19 protein-coding genes are annotated in these 20,194 nt (G+C 65.3%); 14 read left to right on the top strand and 5 right to left on the bottom strand.

What is annotated here, in order from left to right:
* Nucleotides 1-76 precede the first annotated feature (76 nt).
* The 6 genes from J1M87_RS13710 (at nucleotide 77) to ligA (ending at nucleotide 7,189) form a co-directional block, all read left to right on the top strand.
* On the top strand, nucleotides 77-1,306 hold the full coding sequence (locus tag J1M87_RS13710) for a cysteine desulfurase family protein (RefSeq protein ID WP_206490002.1): 1,230 nt from the start codon (nucleotides 77-79) through the stop codon (nucleotides 1,304-1,306).
* Nucleotides 1,306-2,394, top strand: coding sequence for a tRNA 2-thiouridine(34) synthase MnmA (mnmA, locus tag J1M87_RS13715; RefSeq protein ID WP_206490003.1), 1,089 nt, complete (start codon nucleotides 1,306-1,308; stop codon nucleotides 2,392-2,394). The genes J1M87_RS13710 and mnmA overlap by 1 nt, the downstream gene beginning before the upstream one ends.
* Nucleotides 2,391-3,410 (top strand): methionine synthase, encoded by a 1,020-nt coding sequence (locus J1M87_RS13720; RefSeq protein ID WP_206490004.1) that lies wholly within the window; start codon nucleotides 2,391-2,393, stop codon nucleotides 3,408-3,410. The genes mnmA and J1M87_RS13720 overlap by 4 nt, the downstream gene beginning before the upstream one ends.
* A 204-nt stretch (nucleotides 3,411-3,614) precedes the next feature.
* A complete protein-coding gene (locus tag J1M87_RS13725) occupies nucleotides 3,615-4,730 on the top strand; it encodes a GGDEF domain-containing protein (RefSeq protein WP_206490005.1) in 1,116 nt (371 codons plus the stop codon).
* Between the two features lie 66 nt (nucleotides 4,731-4,796).
* Nucleotides 4,797-4,979 carry a hypothetical protein gene (locus J1M87_RS13730; protein ID WP_206490006.1) on the top strand — a complete coding sequence of 61 codons (183 nt, stop codon included), beginning with the start codon at nucleotides 4,797-4,799 and terminating at the stop codon, nucleotides 4,977-4,979.
* Nucleotides 4,980-5,083: 104 nt separating this feature from the next.
* Complete coding sequence (gene ligA, locus J1M87_RS13735) at nucleotides 5,084-7,189, top strand: NAD-dependent DNA ligase LigA (RefSeq protein WP_206490025.1); 2,106 nt, start codon at nucleotides 5,084-5,086, stop codon at nucleotides 7,187-7,189.
* A 40-nt stretch (nucleotides 7,190-7,229) separates the two neighbouring features.
* On the opposite strand, the gene J1M87_RS13740 is transcribed toward ligA, so the two are convergent.
* Nucleotides 7,230-7,880 carry an amino acid-binding protein gene (locus J1M87_RS13740; RefSeq protein WP_206490007.1) on the bottom strand — a complete coding sequence of 217 codons (651 nt, stop codon included), beginning with the start codon at nucleotides 7,878-7,880 and terminating at the stop codon, nucleotides 7,230-7,232.
* 300 nt (nucleotides 7,881-8,180) lie between these two features.
* Here J1M87_RS13740 and gatC point away from each other — a divergent pair, with 300 nt between their 5' ends.
* Genes gatC through J1M87_RS13755 form a run of 3 tightly spaced genes read left to right on the top strand, consistent with a single transcriptional unit; the run spans nucleotide 8,181 to nucleotide 11,038 of the window.
* Nucleotides 8,181-8,480 (top strand): Asp-tRNA(Asn)/Glu-tRNA(Gln) amidotransferase subunit GatC, encoded by a 300-nt coding sequence (gene gatC, locus J1M87_RS13745; RefSeq protein WP_206490008.1) that lies wholly within the window; start codon nucleotides 8,181-8,183, stop codon nucleotides 8,478-8,480.
* Nucleotides 8,477-9,949, top strand: coding sequence for an Asp-tRNA(Asn)/Glu-tRNA(Gln) amidotransferase subunit GatA (gene gatA, locus J1M87_RS13750; RefSeq protein WP_206490009.1), 1,473 nt, complete (start codon nucleotides 8,477-8,479; stop codon nucleotides 9,947-9,949). Before gatC ends, gatA begins: the two co-directional genes overlap by 4 nt.
* A 6-nt stretch (nucleotides 9,950-9,955) precedes the next feature.
* A complete protein-coding gene (locus J1M87_RS13755) occupies nucleotides 9,956-11,038 on the top strand; it encodes an alpha/beta hydrolase-fold protein (RefSeq protein ID WP_307830811.1) in 1,083 nt (360 codons plus the stop codon).
* A gap of 25 nt (nucleotides 11,039-11,063) precedes the next feature.
* On the opposite strand, the gene J1M87_RS13760 is transcribed toward J1M87_RS13755, so the two are convergent.
* Together J1M87_RS13760 and J1M87_RS13765 are read right to left on the bottom strand one after the other, a co-directional pair.
* Nucleotides 11,064-12,509: an alpha/beta-hydrolase family protein gene (locus J1M87_RS13760; RefSeq protein WP_206490010.1), complete on the bottom strand. Its 1,446-nt coding sequence runs from the start codon at nucleotides 12,507-12,509 to the stop codon at nucleotides 11,064-11,066.
* Nucleotides 12,506-13,150 (bottom strand): hypothetical protein, encoded by a 645-nt coding sequence (locus J1M87_RS13765; protein WP_206490011.1) that lies wholly within the window; start codon nucleotides 13,148-13,150, stop codon nucleotides 12,506-12,508. Before J1M87_RS13765 ends, J1M87_RS13760 begins: the two co-directional genes overlap by 4 nt.
* Before the next feature lie 216 nt (nucleotides 13,151-13,366).
* Between J1M87_RS13765 and J1M87_RS13770 the strand changes: the two genes are divergently transcribed.
* The 4 genes from J1M87_RS13770 to J1M87_RS13785 all read left to right on the top strand — a co-directional run bounded on the left by J1M87_RS13770 (nucleotide 13,367) and on the right by J1M87_RS13785 (nucleotide 17,011).
* Complete coding sequence (locus J1M87_RS13770) at nucleotides 13,367-14,545, top strand: sensor histidine kinase (RefSeq protein WP_206490012.1); 1,179 nt, start codon at nucleotides 13,367-13,369, stop codon at nucleotides 14,543-14,545.
* A 10-nt stretch (nucleotides 14,546-14,555) separates the two neighbouring features.
* Nucleotides 14,556-15,218 carry a response regulator transcription factor gene (locus J1M87_RS13775; protein WP_206490013.1) on the top strand — a complete coding sequence of 221 codons (663 nt, stop codon included), beginning with the start codon at nucleotides 14,556-14,558 and terminating at the stop codon, nucleotides 15,216-15,218.
* A gap of 164 nt (nucleotides 15,219-15,382) precedes the next feature.
* The gene (locus J1M87_RS13780; RefSeq protein ID WP_206490014.1) at nucleotides 15,383-15,724 is read left to right on the top strand and encodes an HPF/RaiA family ribosome-associated protein; all 342 of its coding nucleotides are present in this window, start codon (nucleotides 15,383-15,385) and stop codon (nucleotides 15,722-15,724) included.
* Between the two features lie 255 nt (nucleotides 15,725-15,979).
* Entirely contained in the window at nucleotides 15,980-17,011 is a 1,032-nt protein-coding gene (locus J1M87_RS13785) for an ATP-dependent 6-phosphofructokinase (RefSeq protein ID WP_206490015.1), read from the top strand.
* Between the two features lie 20 nt (nucleotides 17,012-17,031).
* Here the strand turns inward: J1M87_RS13785 and J1M87_RS13790 are convergent, their stop codons facing one another.
* Entirely contained in the window at nucleotides 17,032-17,496 is a 465-nt protein-coding gene (locus J1M87_RS13790; protein WP_206490027.1) for an acyl-CoA thioesterase, read from the bottom strand.
* A gap of 127 nt (nucleotides 17,497-17,623) precedes the next feature.
* Between J1M87_RS13790 and gatB the strand changes: the two genes are divergently transcribed.
* Nucleotides 17,624-19,135, top strand: a complete 1,512-nt coding sequence (gene gatB / locus J1M87_RS13795; protein WP_206490016.1) for an Asp-tRNA(Asn)/Glu-tRNA(Gln) amidotransferase subunit GatB — start codon at nucleotides 17,624-17,626, stop codon at nucleotides 19,133-19,135.
* Nucleotides 19,136-19,226: 91 nt separating this feature from the next.
* Here gatB and J1M87_RS13800 read toward each other — a convergent pair.
* A partial coding sequence (locus J1M87_RS13800; protein WP_206490017.1) for a sorbosone dehydrogenase family protein occupies nucleotides 19,227-20,194 on the bottom strand: 968 nt, incomplete at its 5' end.

A 20,194-nucleotide genomic window follows, 5' to 3' on the forward strand; every position in this document is an offset into this window, starting at 1 on the left:
AACGCATGCTGTGAGCGCGGACCCACCTCGCGCAGGTAGGTCCGCACTCACAGCACCGGGTATCGTCTAGCCTGTTATGCCTTCTGTGCGCAGTGCGACTGCTTCCACCCCACCGGTGTACCTCGATCACGCGGCGACAACTCCGATGTTGCCGTGCGCGATCGAGGCGATGACCTCTGTGTTCGCCACCGTCGGAAATGCATCCTCGCTGCACACCTCCGGCCGCTCCGCACGGCGTCGGGTGGAGGAATCCCGCGAATCGATTGCCGAAGATCTCGGTGCTCGTCCGTCCGAGGTGATCTTCACCTCGGGCGGCACCGAAAGTGACAACCTCGCCGTCAAGGGCATCTTCGCGGCTCGTAGAGATGCCGACGCGGCCCTGACCCGGATCATTGCCAGCTCCGTGGAACATCATGCGGTGCTCGATGCCGTCGAATGGCTCGTCGCGCACGAGGGTGCCAGTGTCACCTGGCTTCCGGTCGACACCGACGGTCGGGTGAGACCGGAGGTGCTGCGTGCAGAACTTGCACTGCATGCGGACGAGACTGCGCTGGTCACCGTCATGTGGGCCAACAACGAGATCGGCACGGTGATGCCGATCGCCGAACTGGCAGCCATCGCAGCCGAGTACGGCGTCCCGATGCACAGTGACGCGATCCAGGCCGTTGCGCATCTGCCCGTGGATTTCGCGGCCAGCGGCCTGTCCGCGTTGAGTATCGCTGCCCACAAGTTCGGTGGTCCGCAAGGCGTCGGCGCTCTGTTGCTGGGTCGACAGGTTCCGTGCGTTCCGTTGTTTCACGGCGGCGGACACGAGCGGGACGTGCGCTCGGGAACTCCGGACACGGCAGGCGTCGTCGCGATGGCGGCTGCGCTGCGGTTCACCGTCGAGAACGCCTCCGAGCACCACACCGAGCTGAGTGCACTGCGCGATCGATTGATCGCCGGGGTCAGGGATTGCGTTCCCGACGCCATTCTCAACGGGCCGGAAGGTGACGATCGGCTGGCGGGCAACGTACACTTCACTTTCCCTGGCTGCGAGGGCGATTCGCTGCTGATGCTGCTCGACGCGGCGGGCATCGAGTGTTCGACGGGGTCGGCATGCACTGCCGGTGTCGCCAGTGCCAGCCATGTACTGATCGCTCTCGGCTGCGATCCCGGCGTTGCCCGTGGATCGCTGCGGTTCTCTTTGGGAGCCGGCTCGTCCGATTCGGACGTCACCACTGTGCTTGCGGCCCTGCCGCAGGTCGTCGAACGTGCTCGCGCGGCCGGATTGGCCGGCGTCGGAGCTCGAGGAGGAAATCGCTGATGCGTGTTCTGGCTGCTATGAGCGGGGGCGTCGATTCGGCTGTGGCCGCAGCCCGAGCGGTGGACGAGGGCCACGATGTCGTCGGCGTGCACCTCGCGCTGTCCACTGCTCCCGGTGCACTGCGCACCGGTTCGCGCGGTTGCTGCTCCAAAGAGGACGCCGGTGACGCTCGGCGGGCCGCCGATGTGCTCGGTATTCCTTTCTACGTCTGGGATTTCGCCGATCGTTTCAAAGAAGACGTGATCGACGACTTCGTCGCGTCCTACGCAGCGGGGGAGACGCCGAATCCCTGTTTGCGTTGCAACGAGAAGATCAAGTTCTCGGCGTTGGCAGACCGTGCTCTCGCTCTGGGCTTCGACGCCGTGGCCACCGGCCACTACGCTCAGTTGCACGACGGTGTGCTGCGCCGAGCGGTGGACGCGGACAAGGACCAGTCCTACGTGTTGGCCGTGCTGAACAAGGCGCAGCTCTCCCGCGCGATGTTTCCCATCGGCGATACGCCGAAGTCCGAGATCCGGTTCGAGGCTGCCGAGCGTGGGTTGGCGGTGGCCGACAAGCCGGACAGTCACGATATCTGCTTCATTCCCTCCGGGGACACACGCGCTTTCCTCGGTGCTCACATCGGGGTGCGACCGGGCAAGGTCGTCGACTCCGATACCGGGGCCGAACTGGCCGACCACGACGGAGTGCACGGTTTCACCATCGGACAACGCAAGGGGCTCGGTGTCGAGGGGCCTGCGGCGGACGGCCGTCCGCGCTACGTGACCTCCATCGAACCCGACAGCGGTACCGTCATGGTCGGGTCAGCACAGAAGCTCGATGTCTGGGCGATCAGCGGCGATCGCGCGATCTGGACCGAGGGAACCGCCCCGACCGGGCCTGTCGAGTGTGTCGTTCAGGTACGCGCGCACGGTGGGCTGAGCGAGGCCGTCGCCGAGGCGGTGGGCGAGGGAATGGACATCCAGCTTCGGGCTCCGCTGACCGGTGTCGCCAAGGGGCAGGCAGCGGTGCTGTACCGCAAGGACATTCACGGAGACATCGTCATCGGTAGCTCGACCATCTCGGGTACTCGATCCGAGCGCGAGTGAGCTCGAGAGATTTCGCGGGTCTCGCGACCGGAATCGGCTCGTGGCCGGGCACCGATATCGCGGAGGCCGCAGCGATCGTCGTCGGCGAGTTCACCGATCTTGCACACCTCGTAGAACTGCCGGCCCGCGGCCTGGGTGCGGACATGATCGGGCGCACCGGGGCCATCATGGTCGACTTCGAACTCGACGTACGGACCTCCGGCTATCGCGTCGTCCCACGTCCGATGCTCGCCGGTCGCCGGGCGACAGATTTTCTGACCGAGGACCTCGATGTGCTCGAGGAAATCTGGGAGGTGTCGGGGCTTCGCGGCAGCGGACGCACCATCAAGGTCCAGGCCGCCGGTCCGTTCACGATGGCAGCCCAGGTCGAACTTCGGCACGGGCATCGGGCTCTGACCGATCGAGGGGCGCTGCGGCATATCGCAGAATCTCTCGGCGAAGGAGTGCGCCTGCATTGCGCGGAGGTGACGCGTCGGCTGGGAGCCGAGGTTGTCGTTCAACTCGACGAACCCAGTCTCGCAGCGGTTCTGGCGGGCAGCTTGTCCGGCATCACCGGACTCGACTCGGTGCGCGCGGTCCCCGAACCCGACGTGCTCGAGCTACTCGATCTCGTGATCGAGACGATCGATCTGCCCGTTGCGGTGCACTGCTGCGACGGAGGTGCTCCCGTGGATCTGTTGCGCCGATCGAGGGTCGCGGCCGTCTCCGTGGACGCGACTGCGCTGCGCCGCACTGATTTCGACGGAATCGGTGAACTGCTGCAAGGGGGAAAGACCCTGATGCTGGGGTTGATTCCATCGGAAGCTCCCGTCCCGACACCTCATTGGCGCGAACTCGCGCAGCCCGGTGTGACGTTGATCGACCGTCTCGGCTTCGATCGCTCCGTTCTCGCCGCACAGATCTCGGTGACGCCCGTGTGTGGGCTCGCGGGCAGTACACCGGAATGGGCGCGCAGCGCGGTGGGACTCGCGCGAGATATCGCCGACGCATTCGCCGATGCACCTGATTCGTTGTGAGGGCACGTCTGCGATCGACGGCCGTCCTGCGGATTCAGCATCGCCTATGCCCTTTGTGTTCGGACCTGCGAGCGGATGTGACACTATTCACAAGGCCGTTGGGGGTCAGTTGAATCAGTGGGAGTTCGGAAAATGGCATCAGGTGGTCGCGACTTCGATGAGGTTGCCTCCCTCCGGCGTACAGGCCGACACCGTCGAGGCGTCGTGGCGAAACTCGCGGCATCGACGTCCGACTGGTATCACGCACCACACGATTTCGACTGGATAATCAACCACCGGTCCACCCGCCCACTGACCGGGATCATCCGGGTCGTGTTCGGCACGGCCGTGTTGATGTACGCCCTCACGTCGATTCTGATGCTGTCCAGCGACCTCGGTCCCAGCGGTACCTTCGAAGTCGGCTGGGTGGTCTTCGTGCTGTTCACCCAAGCACTCGTTGCCGCACGATGCGTTCTCGGTCCGATTCCGGGCAAGAAATTCTTCATCGGATTTCTGGCGTTCGGCGACATTCTGACGACCTCGGTACTGGTGCTGTACGAGCCCATCGCGTCACTGATCGGAACCGTGTTGTTCGCCGTCACCGGCGCGTTCTGTACGTATTTCCTGAGCCCGCGTCTGCTGGTGGCCCATCTGGTGTGGACAGCGACGTTCATCATCGGTTTCGGCATTCGGGTGCTCGTGTCGGTGTTGGACGGAGACGTGGGATACATAGACGCGCCGTCGGTGGTGACGGCGACCGTGGTCCTGCTTCTGGCGACGGTGGGTGTGCCGGTGTTCGCCCAGGTGGCATGGACGACTCTGTCCAACGACGCCAAACGGTCGGTCCTCGACCCGTTGACCGGGGTGTTCAATCGGCGCGGTATCGACAGCGAACTGCTCGATCTGTGGCGGCATGCGCGTAAGGAAGGCAAGTCGATGGCGTTCGTCGTCGTCGACATCGACAAGTTCAAAGCTGTCAACGACAACTTCGGCCACAGTCGCGGCGACGAGGTGATCATTCGAGTGGCCGATCGGTTGCGGCGTCTCGTTCGACAGGAGGGCGGAGCGCTTGCCCGAACCGGCGGCGAGGAGTTTCTGGTGGCCTTGGTCGGCGATGCGCGGCGAATGGTCGACCTCGGCTTGGAGATGGTGCAGGCCCTGTGCGATCAACGAGACGACATTCCCGTCACCGTCAGTGTCGGAATGGCACTGCTGCGCGAGGACTCCGCGTTGTGGGACGTCGGGACCTCGGTGGTGGGACGCGCGGTGCGCACCGCGGACACAGCGATGTACCGGTCGAAGCAATCCGGTGGCAATCGCCTGATCGTCGACGAGATCTGACCGTCCGCACGCACCGACCCTCGGTGCGCCGACGTCGCTCGTCGAGTGCTCTGAGATGATCGACGGATGTACCGGCTATCGGATGCTCAGAGACGTGGACTGCCCGCAGGAGTGCTGCTCTCGGTGATGGCGTCCGTGCTCGGCGGCATCTATGCCGATTCCTTCGTCACCGGGTTCGCTCTGACCGCGGGTGTCTGTGCGGTTGCCCTGATCTCCGCCACCTTGCTGCTGGGACTGATGGGCCGATAGAACGGCCGTGTCGTGTCCGTCCCCGAGTGGTGTCGGTGGGTTCCGTTAATCTTCCAGACGTGCCTGAGTCGACCGAACTGCCTGTAGGAGCCGAGGACACCGCTGTGGATGCCGGTGTCGAACTCGACGCAGCGTCGTCCGCCGATCGCGAGCGATGGCAGACCTTGGCCGAGGAAGTACGCGGTCACCAGTTCCGGTACTACGTGCGCGACGCGCCGATCGTGTCCGACGGCGAATTCGACGCGCTGTTGCGTGAGCTGACCGAACTGGAGGAAGCACACCCGGAACTGCGCACCGCGGATTCCCCGACCCAACTGGTCGGAGGTGGCTTCGCGACGGAATTCACTGCCGTGGACCATCTGGAACGAATGCTCAGCTTGGACAACGTGTTCGATCACGACGAGCTTCGTGCCTGGGCCAAGCGAGTCGAGACCGAGGCAGGGCCCGAACTCGAGTATCTGTGCGAGGTCAAGATCGACGGCGTCGCCTTGAACCTGGTGTACGAGAACGGCGCGCTGGTACGCGGTGCCACCCGCGGCGACGGGCGCACCGGGGAGGACGTGACACTCAACGCGCGCACCATCGACGACATCCCGGACACCCTCACCGGAACCGAGCAGTACCCCGTGCCGGAACTACTCGAGGTGCGCGGTGAGGTCTTCTTCCGCCTCGACGATTTTCGAGCCCTCAACGCCGCTCTCGTAGAAGAAGGGAAACCCCCGTTCGCCAACCCGAGAAACTCGGCTGCGGGTTCGCTGCGACAGAAGAATCCCGCCGTCACCTCCAGGCGTCGCCTCGGCATGATCTGCCACGGACTCGGGCGCATGGTGGGCTTCACCCCCGAATCGCAGTGGCACGCGTACGAGGCGCTCCGCGCCTGGGGGCTGCCGATCTCGACTCACACAACTCGGGTGCGTGGCATAGAGGCGGTCGTCGAGAAGGTCGTCTACTGGGACCAGCACCGGCACGACGTCGAACACGAGATCGACGGCCTCGTGGTCAAGATCGACGACATGTCGCTGCATCGGCGGCTGGGAACGACGTCGCGGGCCCCGCGGTGGGCAATTGCGTACAAGTATCCACCCGAGGAAGTCACCACCACGCTGCTCGATATTCGTGTCAGCGTCGGGAGGACGGGCAGAGTCACTCCGTTCGCGTACATGACGCCTGTCCTGGTGGCCGGCTCCACGGTCTCGTTGGCGACGTTGCACAACGCCTCCGAGGTCAAACGCAAAGGTGTGTTGATCGGCGACACGGTGACCATTCGCAAAGCGGGTGAGGTCATTCCAGAGGTTCTCGGGCCGGTGGTCGACGCCAGGACCGGTACGGAGACCGAGTTCGTCATGCCCTCCGAATGCCCGGAATGCTCGACCCCGCTGGCTCCGGCGAAGGAGGGCGACGCCGACCTGCGCTGCCCCAATTCACAGTTCTGTCCGGCCCAGCGGCGCGAGCGTGTGTTCTTCGTCGCCGAGCGGCAGCGATTCGACATCGAAGGCCTCGGATACGAGGCCGCCACCGACTTGTTGGCCACCGGAGCCATCGAGGACGAGGGCGACTTGTTCTCGTTGACCGACGCCGATCTGATGAAGACGGCGATCTTCCGCACCAAATCCGGAACGCTGTCCGCCACGGGACGAAAGTTGCTCGACAATCTGGCTGTCGCGAAGAACCAGCCACTGTGGCGCGTGCTGGTCAGCCTTTCCATCCGGCATGTCGGCCCGTCGGCAGCGCGCGCGCTAGCCGGAGAATTCGGCAGTCTCGAACGCATCGAGGCCGCGTCGGTGGAGGAGTTGTCGGCGGTCGACGGGGTGGGCGGCACCATTGCGGCCGCTGTGTCGGAATGGTTCGACGTCGAGTGGCATCGAACCATCGTCGACAAATGGCGGGCCGCCGGCGTGCGCATGGAGGACGAGCGCGATGCGTCGATCGAGCGCAACCTCGAGGGACTCTCGATCGTGGTGACCGGGTCCCTGGCGACCTACTCACGCGACGAGGCCAAGGAAGCGATCCTGCTGCGAGGTGGCAAGGCCGCGGGGTCGGTGTCGAAGAAGACGGCATTCGTCGTCGTCGGAGAGTCACCGGGTTCCAAGCACGACAAGGCGATCGAGCTGGGGGTCCCGGTGCTGGACGAAGCAGGATTCACGCTGCTGCTGACGGAGGGCCCAGGGGCCGTGGGTCCCGCGGACTCGACCTCTGAACCCGAGGACTGACAGGCTCGGAGTTCCGGCGCGCGATCTGTTCGGGCGCGGGTCAGTTCAGAACGGTGGCCACGATGCCTGCGAGATATCCGAGGCGGGCCACCTCGGAGGGCCGAAACTCCGGGCCACCGGGACGCCCGAGCATGAGGACAGTGCCGGTATTGCCAAGGGGAGCGGCCGCGATCCTGGTGTCCATATCGCGCCACACCTGCGGAACCCACTCGGCCTCGGAGTCCAGGGCCGCCGGGGCGGTGAGCGGGAACCACGGCAGCTCGGTGGCATGGGTCTCGGGCGCTCCGGGGCTGCCGACCAGGCGGAACGGGCCGTGAGCATTGGTGGCGATCACTGTGCTCCACCCCACCCGTAGGACGCGAGGGGCACCGTCGACGAGTACCTGCAATCGGTCGTCGGACGCGGCCGCGACGCGATCTATCAGTTCCAGTTCTCGGTGCGTGTCGAGGACGCCGGTGTACGGCCGAATCGAATCGACCCGTACGTCGTCGAGGTGCTCGGCGGCGGTGATGAGCGTATCGGGTAGCGATCCCGGTGCGACATCGACGACCAGATCGTCGACCGCGTATCCGTCGCCGCGTTCGATCACGTCGAGGGAGAGAATGTCCGCTCCTACGGAACCGAGCGCGACGGCCAAGGACCCGAGGCTGCCCGGCCTATCCGGCAGTTGAACACGGAGCAGGTAGGACATGTCACGCTCCCTTTCGGATTCTGGCTACTTCGGCCACTCGATGTCATCGGTTGTGACCCACGAGTGGAAAGGGAACACAGTGCACCCCGGCGCGAGCAATCCTTGCATCTTCGACCTGTGCGGATCGACGCGCAACGCGGGCAGTGACAATTCTGACACCGAAGCACCCGAGAGGCGTGCGTGAAGGCTGCGTAACGTTTCGCACTAGGCTGGACTGCGTTTGCGGACCCGTTCGGTCTGCACGAAAAACGGGGTCGCGTCTGCCGGCCCCACTCGAACTGTGTGAAAGGGGTCTACGCGGTGCCTGACATCTCCCGCGACGAGGTCGCTCACCTCGCCCGGCTGTCGCGCTTGGCTCTCAGCGACGCCGAACTCGACGAGTTCGCCGGCCAGCTGGATTCGATTCTCCACCACGTCAAAGCCGTGGCGGAGGTGGCGACGGACGATGTTCCGCCGACAGCCAACCCCAGTGCCATCGTCAATGTGACGCGTCCCGACGTGATCGTTCCCGGACTCACTCCGGAGCAGTCGCTGTCCGAAGCGCCCAACGCGGAGGAGGGCCGTTTCGCGGTGCCGCAGATCCTGGGAGAGAGCGAATGACCGACGTGACCAGGCTCGATGCCTCCGAGCTCGCCGCCCGTATCCACGCCCGTGAGCTCAGCGCCGTCGAGGTGACCCAGGCGCACCTGGACCGCATCTCCGAGGTCGATGGTGACCTCCATGCATTCCTGCACGTCGCGGGTGCCGAGGCTCTCGCTGCGGCGTCGGATGTCGATGCAGGCTTGGCCGCCGGCCATGCCCCCGCGTCGGCTCTGGCAGGCGTCCCGTTGGCGCTCAAGGACGTGTTCACCACCACCGACATGCCGACGACCGCCGGCTCGAAGATTCTCGACGGATGGATGTCGCCCTACGACGCCACACTGACCACCAAGTTGCGTGCAGCGGGCATTCCGGTGTTGGGCAAGACCAACATGGACGAGTTCGCGATGGGTTCTTCCACCGAGAACTCGGCGTACGGACCGACCAAGAATCCGTGGGACACCACGCGCATTCCCGGTGGTTCCGGCGGTGGCAGCGCTGCGGCCCTCGCGTCGTACCAGGCACCGATCGCCATCGGCACCGACACCGGTGGATCGATTCGTCAGCCCGCGGCGCTGACCGGAACCGTGGGCACCAAGCCGACGTACGGCAGCGTCTCGCGGTACGGGCTGATCGCCTGCGCGTCCTCACTCGATCAGGGCGGTCCCTGTGGTCGCACGGTGCTCGACACCGCGTTGCTGCACGAGGTCATCGCCGGATACGACCCGCGAGACTCCACATCGGTGGACGCAGCAGTTCGACCAGTTGTCGCGGCAGCACGAGAAGGAGCACGGGCAGACCTGTCCGGCGTTCGTGTCGGAGTGGTCGAGGAATTGCACTCCGACCAGTATCAGCCCGGGGTGATCTCGTCTTTCGATGCCGCGGTGGCCACACTCACCGAACTCGGTGCCGAGGTCGTGCAGGTCTCGTGCCCCAATTTCGTGCATGCGTTGGCCGCGTACTACCTGATTCTGCCGTCCGAGGTGTCGTCCAACCTGGCTCGGTTCGACGGGATGCGGTACGGCTTGCGCGCCGGTGACGATGGCAGTCACAGCGCCGAGCAGGTCATGGCGATCACGCGTGCGCAGGGGTTCGGCCCGGAAGTCAAGCGTCGCATCATGATCGGGACGTACGCCCTCTCGGCCGGGTACTACGACGCCTACTACGGTTCGGCGCTGAAGGTTCGTACGCTGATTGCACGCGATTTCGATGCCGCATACGAGAAGGTCGACGTGCTGGTGTCACCGACGACTCCGACGACGGCATTTCCGTTGGGGGACAAGGTGGACGACCCGATGGCGATGTATCTCAACGACCTGTGCACGCTGCCGACGAACCTCGCAGGTCACTGCGCGATGTCGGTGCCCTCGGGTCTTGCGTCCGAGGACGGTCTGCCCGTGGGATTGCAGATCATGGCTCCCGCGTTCGCAGACGAGCGGCTCTACCGGATCGGTGCAGCCTACGAGGCCGCTCGCGGCGACCTGAGGTAGTTCGAGGTGCTGCATCGGTGGGCTGTGGATCTGGCTCATCAGCCGCTGCTGTCCGGAGCAGTGCCGACGGTCGCCCTGGCGTCGGCGGCACTGCTGTGTGCCGCTGTGGTCGGCGTACTCGTCGTGCGCGTTCGGCACCGCCGCGCCGTGGGGGCCGTGCTCGGCTCCCTCGGCGCACTCGGGCTTGTCGCCTCGGTCTTGGTGGCGGCAACGGTGCTCACCAATCTGACGGTGACTCGATACCCGACGGTCGCGCTGGCGTTGGGACACAGCCCGGCGGTCCAGGCCGAGGGACACGGCCGGTTGGTCGATCGCGAGATACCCGGAACGGTCTCGCACTTCGCCGCGCGGCCGGCCACGATCTATCTACCGGCGTCGTACGACGCCGGAGCAGAGAATCTGCCCGTGCTGGTACTGCTCACCGGTCAACCCGGCCACGTCGTCGACTGGATCGAAGGCGGCCGTGTCGTGCAGACGATGGACGCCTTCGCCGCACGACACGACGGTGCCGCTCCGATCGTCGTCGTTGCGGACGGGCTGGGTGACACCGAGGCGAACCCGATGTGCATGGATTCCGATCTCGGGAATGCGGCGACGTACCTCTCGGTCGATGTGCCGAACTGGATTCGGTCGAACTTCAGGGTGTCCTCCGATCCGCGGGCGTGGGCTGTCGGCGGGTATTCCTACGGTGGAACCTGCGCACTGCAACTGGCATTGGCGGAGCCGTCGGTGTACCCGACCTTTCTCGACATCTCCGGTGAGGACGAGCAACGGCGTGGGACGAGAAGCGAATCCGTCGCTGCAGCATTCGGCATCGACGACCCCGAGACCGAGGCGCGTTTCGAGCGAACCACTCCGCTGTACATGCTGTCGCACAGGAGTTTTCCGGACTCGGCCGGTGCCTTCGTCGCCGGTTCGGACGACGAAGAGTTCCGGCCCCAGACCGAGCGGGCCTACGAGGCTGCGGCTGCAGCCGGACTGGATGTGCACTACAGCGAGCTACCCGGTGGACACTCGATGCAGGTGTGGGCTCCGGCATTGGCGCAGGAGATGGAGTGGCTCGGCCAACGCTGGGGGTTGGTCGGCTGACCGAGCGGGGGAGCGCGGACGCTCGTCAACGACAACGCGGCATGGCCGTGCCTTGCTCGGTTCCGTATCGGTGGCCGTGTCCGGAATCGGCATCGAGCGCTGCGGCCAGATCGACCGAGGTCTGCACGAAGCTGATGATCGGCAACCACATCGGCGACGGTGCATCGTGGTGGGTGACCTGCTGTGTCGGAGCCGACCACAGAAGGCTCGCGGACCATGCGACGACAGGATCCGAGGCATTGGCGAGCACGGTGGCGTCGTCGGTGTTCACGGCTCCGGCGGGTGGTCCTGCCCAGACGGCACCGCAAATGCCGGGGAGCGTCTGCCGAAGTGACACATACGCGTCGCTTCCCGCCACCGAACCCAAACTCTGCCCGTAGACGATGACGCTCGGCGGCCTCGTCTGCTCCGCCGCTCGCGTCGCGACCGCGCGAACCATCGCGTACGCCGAGCGTCGCGCGTCGTCCTCGGCGAACAGGAACGTCGCCCAGCTGGGTTTGTTCGAGTACTGCAACGCAACGGTTGCGACGTCGCCGCGGAATCGGAGTTCGGCGCCGGCGACCGCATTCTCGTCGACCCAGCCCGAGCCGGTCGGTATCGCCACGACCACGACACCGCGCTCGAAAGCGCCGGCACGTTCCATCTCTGCGACGGCCGCGTCGACCCGCTGATCCAGCGTGGGTGCCGAGTCGAGACCCACATAGGTACGCACCGTGGTGGGATCGAGTCCACCCGAGACGAACCTCCTGCCTTCCCTACCCAGGGTGTTCCACGGCACCAGCGATTCCGGGCTCCCGGATCTGGTCCTGGTGGTTGGAGCGGGCACGGTGTCCTCGGTCGCCGAGCTCGAAGCAGAGAGGGAACCGGCCACGGCCGAGCGGATGACCGGCCCGCCGACGCCGTAGGACAACACCCCGAGGACCGTGATGAGGACGACCGAGCGGACGCTACACACTCTCGATACTGCATGAGCGAGTCCGCACAGGGCCAGAGCGACGCAGGCGGCTCCGCCCAGGACGTCGACGACATATGTCCAGTGCACCGTGTCGGCATCCATCGCGGCACGTAACCGGTTCTGCCACAACATGTTCGAGTACACCGCTGCGGTGGAGGTCAGCGCTCCCACGCATACTGCCCACGCCCGAGGTCGGATCCGAGTATGCCGCCCAGTTCCGAATGCCCGCCTCGCGCAACACACGATTGCGAGCCCGATCGCCATCGCGACGCCGGTCAACAGTGCCTGGGTCACCGCGGGCCGGGGGAGTAGTCCAGGAGCCGAAGACATCAGTACAGCTGCAGTGAGTGCGGCGGAGGTGCCCACTCGCGGGAGTCGTTGCCCCGTGGCTGTGGATGCAGTGTCGCCGTGCGTCTCGTTCGTAGGCGCGGTGGCCGCGGGCACAGCAGTCGACGGCACCGTACTCGTTGGCGCGGCACTCGACGGTGCGGCGGCCCCGGCGATCGACCCGGTCATCGGCGTGTACTCGGCTCGCCGATGTGCACTCGTCTGCGCAGGCAACGGACCGTCAGCAGGGCCGAGAGTGCTGCCAGGGTGATCGACGCGCCGCCGAGCGCCCACGGCAGTGCAGGTTCGGACACCGGCGTACCGAAGAACTGTCGCCAGGAATTGATGTCGACGGCCATCGCAGCCACCGATGCGGAGGCCTCGCACGCCTGGCGAGGGCCAGTGTCGGTCCGGTCGACGCAGGCAGTGTGCATGCGGGTTTCCAGCTGGGCATCGATGGCTCTTCGCCACTGCGGATCAACCGGTTGATCGGTTGCGGCAGCGTAGCGAATGAGGTCGTAGCCCAGATCGTGGGCCTTGCATGCGGAATCGAATTCCGATGGCAACGGGACGGGCGAGGAACAGTCTCCCCATGGGTTCTCGACCATGGCGTCCCGTACCCGTGGGCGGTATCCCATCACGGACGCGAAATCGCGGGGGATGGTCAGCGCAGCGGCGTTCGGCGGTTCGGTGACCAGTGCGTGCACGGCCGCTCCGGTGGGCGAGGTCGTATCGGTCGCGGGCGGCGTCGACGCGGCACCGGTGGTCGCCGTCACCGCCACGATCGCCGCAGCGACGGGTATCAGAGTCCGAGAGATGTTCCTGCTCATGACATTCGACGCTAGGAAGCGAGAGGCGCGTCGGGCATCGCGCCGAGGTCTCGTGCCGTATCACCGAAACAGGTCGGTCCGTGGCTGCTCCGGTACCTGGGGCCGGCATCGAACTGATACTCAGGTATGACGCGCTCGTGGGCGGGTACTGCTTAGGCTCGGTACGTGCGAAAGAACAGAACGCCAGAATCAGGGCGCGGTACGACGCGGTGGAGGGTGCCGACTCGCATCGCGGGCTTCCGCTCCGTCGATGTGCTGATCGTGTTCGTCACTGCGGTGCTCTATTCGATTGCGTGGCCGACATTGCCGGTGACGCATCATGTTTCGGGTCCGCTGCTCCCCATCGTCAGTGCGCTTGCAGCGTTTCCCTTCGTGCTCGTCCGAATCAACCCGGCGCTCGGGTGGGCCGTCTCGGCGTTGTCAGCACTTGTCATTCCGGCAGTGTTCGATCGCGTCCAGGGATACGACTACCCGTGGCAGGTGGTCCACGTTCTCGTACTGTTGACGCTGCTGTTCGCGGTGGCTCTGCGGTCTCCGCGGTCGGTGGTTCTGGTGTCGTGGTCGGCCAGCATGCTGGTGTTCTTCGCGTACATGCCTGGTTCGGACGGAATCGGTTGGTCGGTGGGTCTGTCGGCGGTCGTGATGTTCGGACTGCTCGTTCGGTGGCTCGTCCTCTCCCGCAGGCAACTCGCACAGCAGGAGGAGGTCAGTGAACTCGAGCGCACCCGACGCACCATTCTGGAGGAGAAGGCGAAGATCGCTCGCGACCTACACGATGTCGTTGCGCACCACATGTCGATGGTGGTCGTCCAGGCGCAGAGTGCACAGTATCGAATCGACGATGTATCTCCGGCTGCAGCAAAGGAATTCGAGTCGATCGGCGCTACCGCGCGCGAAGCGCTCAACGAGATCAGGGGCATGCTGGGGGTGCTGCGCAGCGACGGGCAGCCGTGGCAGGATGCGCCGGCACCGAATGCACTCGACCTCGAACGCACCCTTCGTGCCAGCCTCGAAGCCGGAATGGATCTTCGCTGGACGGTCGCTGGACCGGTCGAATCCGTCTCCGATACAACAGGTTTGGCGTTGTACCGAATCCTGCAGGAGTCGCTGTCCAACGCCGCGCGCCACGCACCGGGAGCGGCGGTGACGGTCGACATCATGATCGGGGCGAGCACCGTCGTGATGACGGTGCGCAACGGGGCGTCACCGACCGCCGATGTGCGGGAGACCATCGAATTCGACTCCGGTGGGAACGGAATCCCTGGCATGACCGACCGAGCCCGGGCGGCACACGGGTGGCTGCATGCCGCTGCGCTACCCGATGGTGGATTCGAGGTCGCCGTGCATGTTCCCCACGGCGTGACAGCCCCGGTGGCCGCGGACGATCTCGCCTAGGCTGACGCGCGTGGCTACAACGGTGTTCATCGCCGACGACCAGGCGATGGTGCGGCAAGGGTTCGGTGCGTTGCTCGGCGCTCAGGCCGACATCTCGGTGGTCGGGGATGCCGACAACGGCCGGACGGCGGTCAGCGAGGTCGCCCGATTGCTCCCGGACGTGGTCCTGATGGATGTACGGATGCCCGAGATGAACGGACTCGAAGCCGCACGCGCGATCGTTTCTGCGTCCCTTCCGTCGCCGGTGCGAATTCTGATGCTGACGACGTTCGACATCGACGACTACGTCTACGAGGCACTGGCTCTGGGGGCGAGCGGGTTTCTGCTCAAGGATGCACCTGCCGAGGAATTGATCAGGGGCGTACGCGTCGTCGCCCGCGGCGAGGCGCTGTTGGCACCGTCGGTGACCAGACGGCTCATCGCCGATGTGACGGCCCGCCGCGGAGCGCGGCGGCACAACTCGCCGAGACTGGCCGACCTGACCCCGCGCGAACGCGAGGTACTCGAACTCATCGCCACCGGGATGTCCAACTCGGAGATCGCGCAGTCCCTCTTTCTGGCCGAGCAGACCGTGAAAACCCACGTCGGCAAGGTGCTCGGCAAGCTCGGCCTGCGTGACCGTGCCCAAGCCGTCGTTCTTGCCTACGAGAGCGGCGTCGTCACACCGAAGTGACCAGCGAATCTCCCCCTGCTCCGATCCTCGGACCGCAGACGGTACCGACACCGGCCGCCCGAGATCTTCGATACCTATGGTCCACCCGAAGAGGACCATTGGCACTGCCGTACGGGTGTCGAGCTTGGTTGGGTAGAGGTTCACCGACCTCAGGAGCTGTTCGCATGGATATCCACATTCGTACCGACAACAACCTCGACCTCACCGGTCAGCTTCGAGAACGCGTCGAGGGTGACGTCGTGAGCGCCCTCGACCGCTTCTCCGAACACCTCACGCGCATCGACGTCAGCTTTCGCAACGAGAGCGCGGGGCGAGAGACCTCCGACGACATTCGGTGCATGATCGAGGCCCGACCCGCCGGCCAGGAACCCGTCACCGTCACCGCGTCGACCGCGCGCATCCCCACGGCCTTCGCCGAGGCGCTGGACAAACTGGAAACATTGCTCACCCATAAGTTCGGCAGGTTGGACGACAAGGACTCGCGCGAGACCGTTCGCGGTCGCTGACGTGAATCGCCGTCCGCGGTGTGTCCGGAGAATTTCTGGCTGACCGGTGAGCTACCTGGGGAGTTGTTCACCCGATTGCGTCGAACAGTGAGCAACACGTAGCGGTTCCCAGCTGTGCCACGGAAGGGTCGAGACGGCATCGACGAGCGCACGTCGGTACGGACGATTAGGGTGACATTCGATATCCGGCTCCACCGAATGAACGGTCTGTGGTCTTTCCACGGGCTTCACTCCCTGTCAGAGAGGCGAAAATCGATGCGCATCGGAGTTCTGACCGGAGGCGGCGATTGCCCAGGGCTCAACGCGGTGATTCGCGCCGTCGTACGCACATCGGACGCGCGGTACGGCTCGACGGTCGTCGGTTTTCAGGACGGGTGGCGGGGCCTGCTCGAGGATCGTCGGGTCCAGTTGCGCAACGACGACCGCAACGATCGGTTGCTCACCAAGGGCGGCACGATGCTCGGCACCGCCCGCACCAATCCTGATGTGCTGCGCGCCGGACTGGACCGCGTCAAGCAGACTCTGGAAGACAACGGCATCGACGTGTTGATCCCGATCGGCGGCGAAGGAACCCTCACCGCTGCTGCGTGGTTGTCGGAAGAGGGCGTACCGGTGGTCGGGGTACCCAAGACCATCGACAACGACATCGATTGCACCGACGTCACATTCGGCTTCGACACCGCACTGACGATCGCCACCGACGCCATCGACCGTCTGCACAGTACGGCCGAATCACATCAGCGTGTGATGCTCGTCGAGGTCATGGGCAGGCACGCGGGGTGGATTGCGCTGCACGCCGGATTGGCATCGGGATCGCACATGACGCTCATCCCCGAGCAGCCCTTCGACGTCGAGGAAGTGTGCACCTTGGTGCGTAAGCGCTTTCAGCGTGGAGATTCGCATTTCATCTGCGTCGTCGCGGAGGGTGCCAAGCCGATGGAGGATTCGATGAAGCTCACCGACGGCGGCATCGACGAGTTCGGCCACGTTCGCTTCACCGGAGTCGCCCACCAACTCGGCGTCGAAATCGAACGCCGCATCAACAAGGAAGTTCGCACCACAGTGCTCGGACACGTTCAGCGCGGTGGCACGCCCACTCCGTACGACCGCGTGCTCGCAACACGATTCGGCGTCAACGCCACCGACGCTGCCCACTCGGGAGACTTCGGCAAGATGGTCTCGTTGCGTGGCACCGAAATCGGCCTGGTGTCTCTGGCCGAGGCCACCAAGCAGCTCAAGCGGGTGCCACAGACCCGCTACGACGACGCCGCCGCCTTCTTCGGCTGAGTCCGGCGCAGGGCCCCAGCTCAGATACGACTCGCGGTCTCTCTGATCTCGGCCTCCCGCTGTTCGGTCTCGCGGCGCAACTCGCGTCGCCTCCGCGCTGCCTCGAAGCGCTGCGCACCGACTGCGGTGGTCGGGGTCAACTGGGGCAGCACTTTCGGCTTTCCGTCGTCGCCGATCGCGACCATGGTGAAATAGCAACTGTTGGTATGGCGAAGCTCACCGCGCTGGATGTTCTCGGTTTCCACGCGGATACCGACTTCCATCGAGGTGCGTCCGGTGTAGTTGACCGATGCGGAGAACGTGACCAGCTCGCCGACGTGAATCGCCTCTCGAAAGACCACTCGATCCACCGACAGAGTCACCACGTAGGCCCCCGCGTAGCGACTGGCACAGGCATAGGCCACCTGGTCCAAGAATTTGAGGATGGTGCCGCCGTGGACGTTGCCGGAAAAATTCGCCATGTCCGGTGTCATCAGTACGGTCATGGCGAGTGTCTGCTTCTCGGAAGTGGTCACCCGTGCACGGTAGCGAGCACACAAGGTTACCCGCGCGTTGTGCAGGGAGTGGAGCCTGCGCAATGACCACGCGTAACGGGTGCATAAACTACGGTGCATGACTGCTGCAACCGTCGATTTGATCGATTACGACGACGTGCTCGCCAAGTTCGACCCCGTGTTGGGCATGGAGGTCCATGTGGAGTTGGGCACCGAGACCAAGATGTTCTGCGGCTGCCCCACCGCGTTCGGCGCGGCACCGAACACTCAGGTGTGCCCGGTCTGTCTGAGCCTTCCCGGCGCACTTCCGGTGGTGAACTCTGCTGCCGTCGAGTCGGCTGTTCGGATCGGGCTGGCGCTCAATTGCTCGATCACCCCGTGGGGACGGTTCGCTCGGAAGAACTACTTCTATCCGGACCAGCCGAAGAACTATCAGATCTCGCAATACGACGAACCCATCGCCACCGAGGGGTATCTCGATGTCGTGCTGGACGACGGCAGCACGTTCCGCGTCGAGATCGAGCGAGCACACATGGAGGAGGACACCGGCAAGTCCACTCACGTCGGCGGTGCGACCGGGCGCATCGAGGGTGCATCGCATTCGCTGCTCGACTACAACCGCGCTGGGGTGCCGTTGGTGGAGATAGTGACCAAGACGATCACGGGGACCGGTGCTCGTGCCCCCGAGGTCGCACGCGCGTACGTCACCGCACTCCGTGATTTGTTGAAGTCGCTGAACGTGTCCGATGTGCGGATGGATCAGGGTTCGTTGCGCTGCGACGCCAATGTCTCGCTGATGGAGAAGACGGCCACGGAATTCGGCACGCGCACCGAGACGAAGAACGTCAACTCGCTCAAGAGCGTCGAGGTTGCCGTTCGGTACGAGATGCGCCGTCAGGCAGCTGTTCTCGAATCCGGCGGCGAGGTGACTCAGGAGACGAGGCACTTCCAGGAGTCCGACGGCACCACCACCGCAGGCCGGAAGAAGGAGACCGCGGAGGACTACCGCTACTTCCCCGAGCCGGATCTGGCACCGGTGGCTCCCGACGCGACATGGATCGAGGAGCTTCGTGAAACGCTGCCGGAGCTGCCCTGGCTTCGCCGCGCGCGGATCCAGTCGGATTGGGGAGTATCGGACGAGGAAATGCGCGATCTGGTGAACTCCGGTGCGCTCGAGCTCGTCGCAGAAACGGTGGAGGCGGGTGCGTCGGCGCAGGCCGCACGGTCGTGGTGGGTGTCGTACCTGGCACAGCAGGCCAACATCGCAGGTCTGGAGCTGACCGACCTCTCCATCACCCCGGCTCAGGTTGCCGAGGTGGCCGCGTTGGTGGCCGACGGCAAGCTCAACAACAACGGTGCCCGCCAGGTGGTGGACGGGGTGTTGGCCGGTGAAGGTGAGCCTGCGCAGGTGATGTCGGCGCGAAACCTCGTGTTGGAGAAGGACGACACCAAACTGCAGGCCGCCGTCGATGAGGCGCTCGCGGCCAATCCCGGTGTGGCGGAGAAGATTCGCAGCGGCAAGGTGCAAGCTGCCGGTGCCATCGTCGGTGCGGTGATGAAGGCCACGCGGGGTCAGGCCGACGCTGCCCGCGTCAAAGAGCTCGTGCTCGAGGCCTGCGGCCAGTCCTGACCACCGAGATCGACTGCGGCCGAGCACGACAGACGTGCTCGGCCGCAGTCGTCGTTCGGTCGCTGCACGTTCGGTCGAGATACAGTGCCGATCAGTCGATACCGCCGCCGCCACCACCGGGGAACGGCACCTTGACGACGCGGTCGTCGGTCGGTCCGACGGCGGTGCCGTTCTTGTTGACGGTGCCCACCAGTATCTGCCCGTCGGCAGAGCTCGTCGCGCCGTTGAGCTGTCCGTACTCGCCCTGGATCAGCAGGGTTGGTTCGGCCGAGACGGCGCCGGTGTTCGGGTCCGTCGACAACGCTGCCACGGCCTCGGCGGTGGTGAGTGCGACCGCGACCCCGTTCGCGCCGGCCGCGCAGCCTGCCACGCCGGGACGGTCCGGCCACGTCCACACCGGGGAGAACACAGCGCCGAACTTGTCGATGCGCTGCAACCTGTCCTCTACCGCCGTACGGTCGGTGACATAGATGTTTCCGGTTCCGTCGGTGCAGACGTCGCCGGCTGTTCCTATTCCACTGAGCGCGATCTGCGGTCTCGGGGGATCGCTCGTCGGGGACAGTGACGTCACCCGTAACAACTTGCCGGACAACGAATTCGGGCTTGCGGCGGCCGCCGGGTCGCCGTTGTCGCCGGTGAGGACGAGCAACTCGCCTGGCGTGTAGAAATCGAGCGATCCGCCACTGCCCGTCGCACCACGAGGAATACCGGTCACGATGTCCTTGGGTACGTCGCCGGGGGCCAGCCGAACCACTCGGGTGTCCGTGGCGGTGGTGATGAGGGCATAGAGCAACTTGTCCTCGGTGTACGTCGGAGACAGGGCGATATCGAGAAGACCGCCGTCACCGGTGCCGTCGACGTCGAGGCGGGCCACCTCCACCGGGGTTCGTCCCGCGGCAACTTCCATGATGCGACCGGTTCGACGCTCGGCGACCAGGGCGCTGCGGCCGTCGGGCAGAGCAACGAGGCCGCCGGTCGTATCCAGACACGTGGCAATCACAGCCGGGTCGGGGTCGACACACGGACCGGATGGGGGAGGTGGGGCGTTCGGATCCGGTG

The organism is Rhodococcus sp. KRD162, from assembly GCF_017168335.1.
Taxonomy (GTDB): domain Bacteria; phylum Actinomycetota; class Actinomycetes; order Mycobacteriales; family Mycobacteriaceae; genus Rhodococcoides.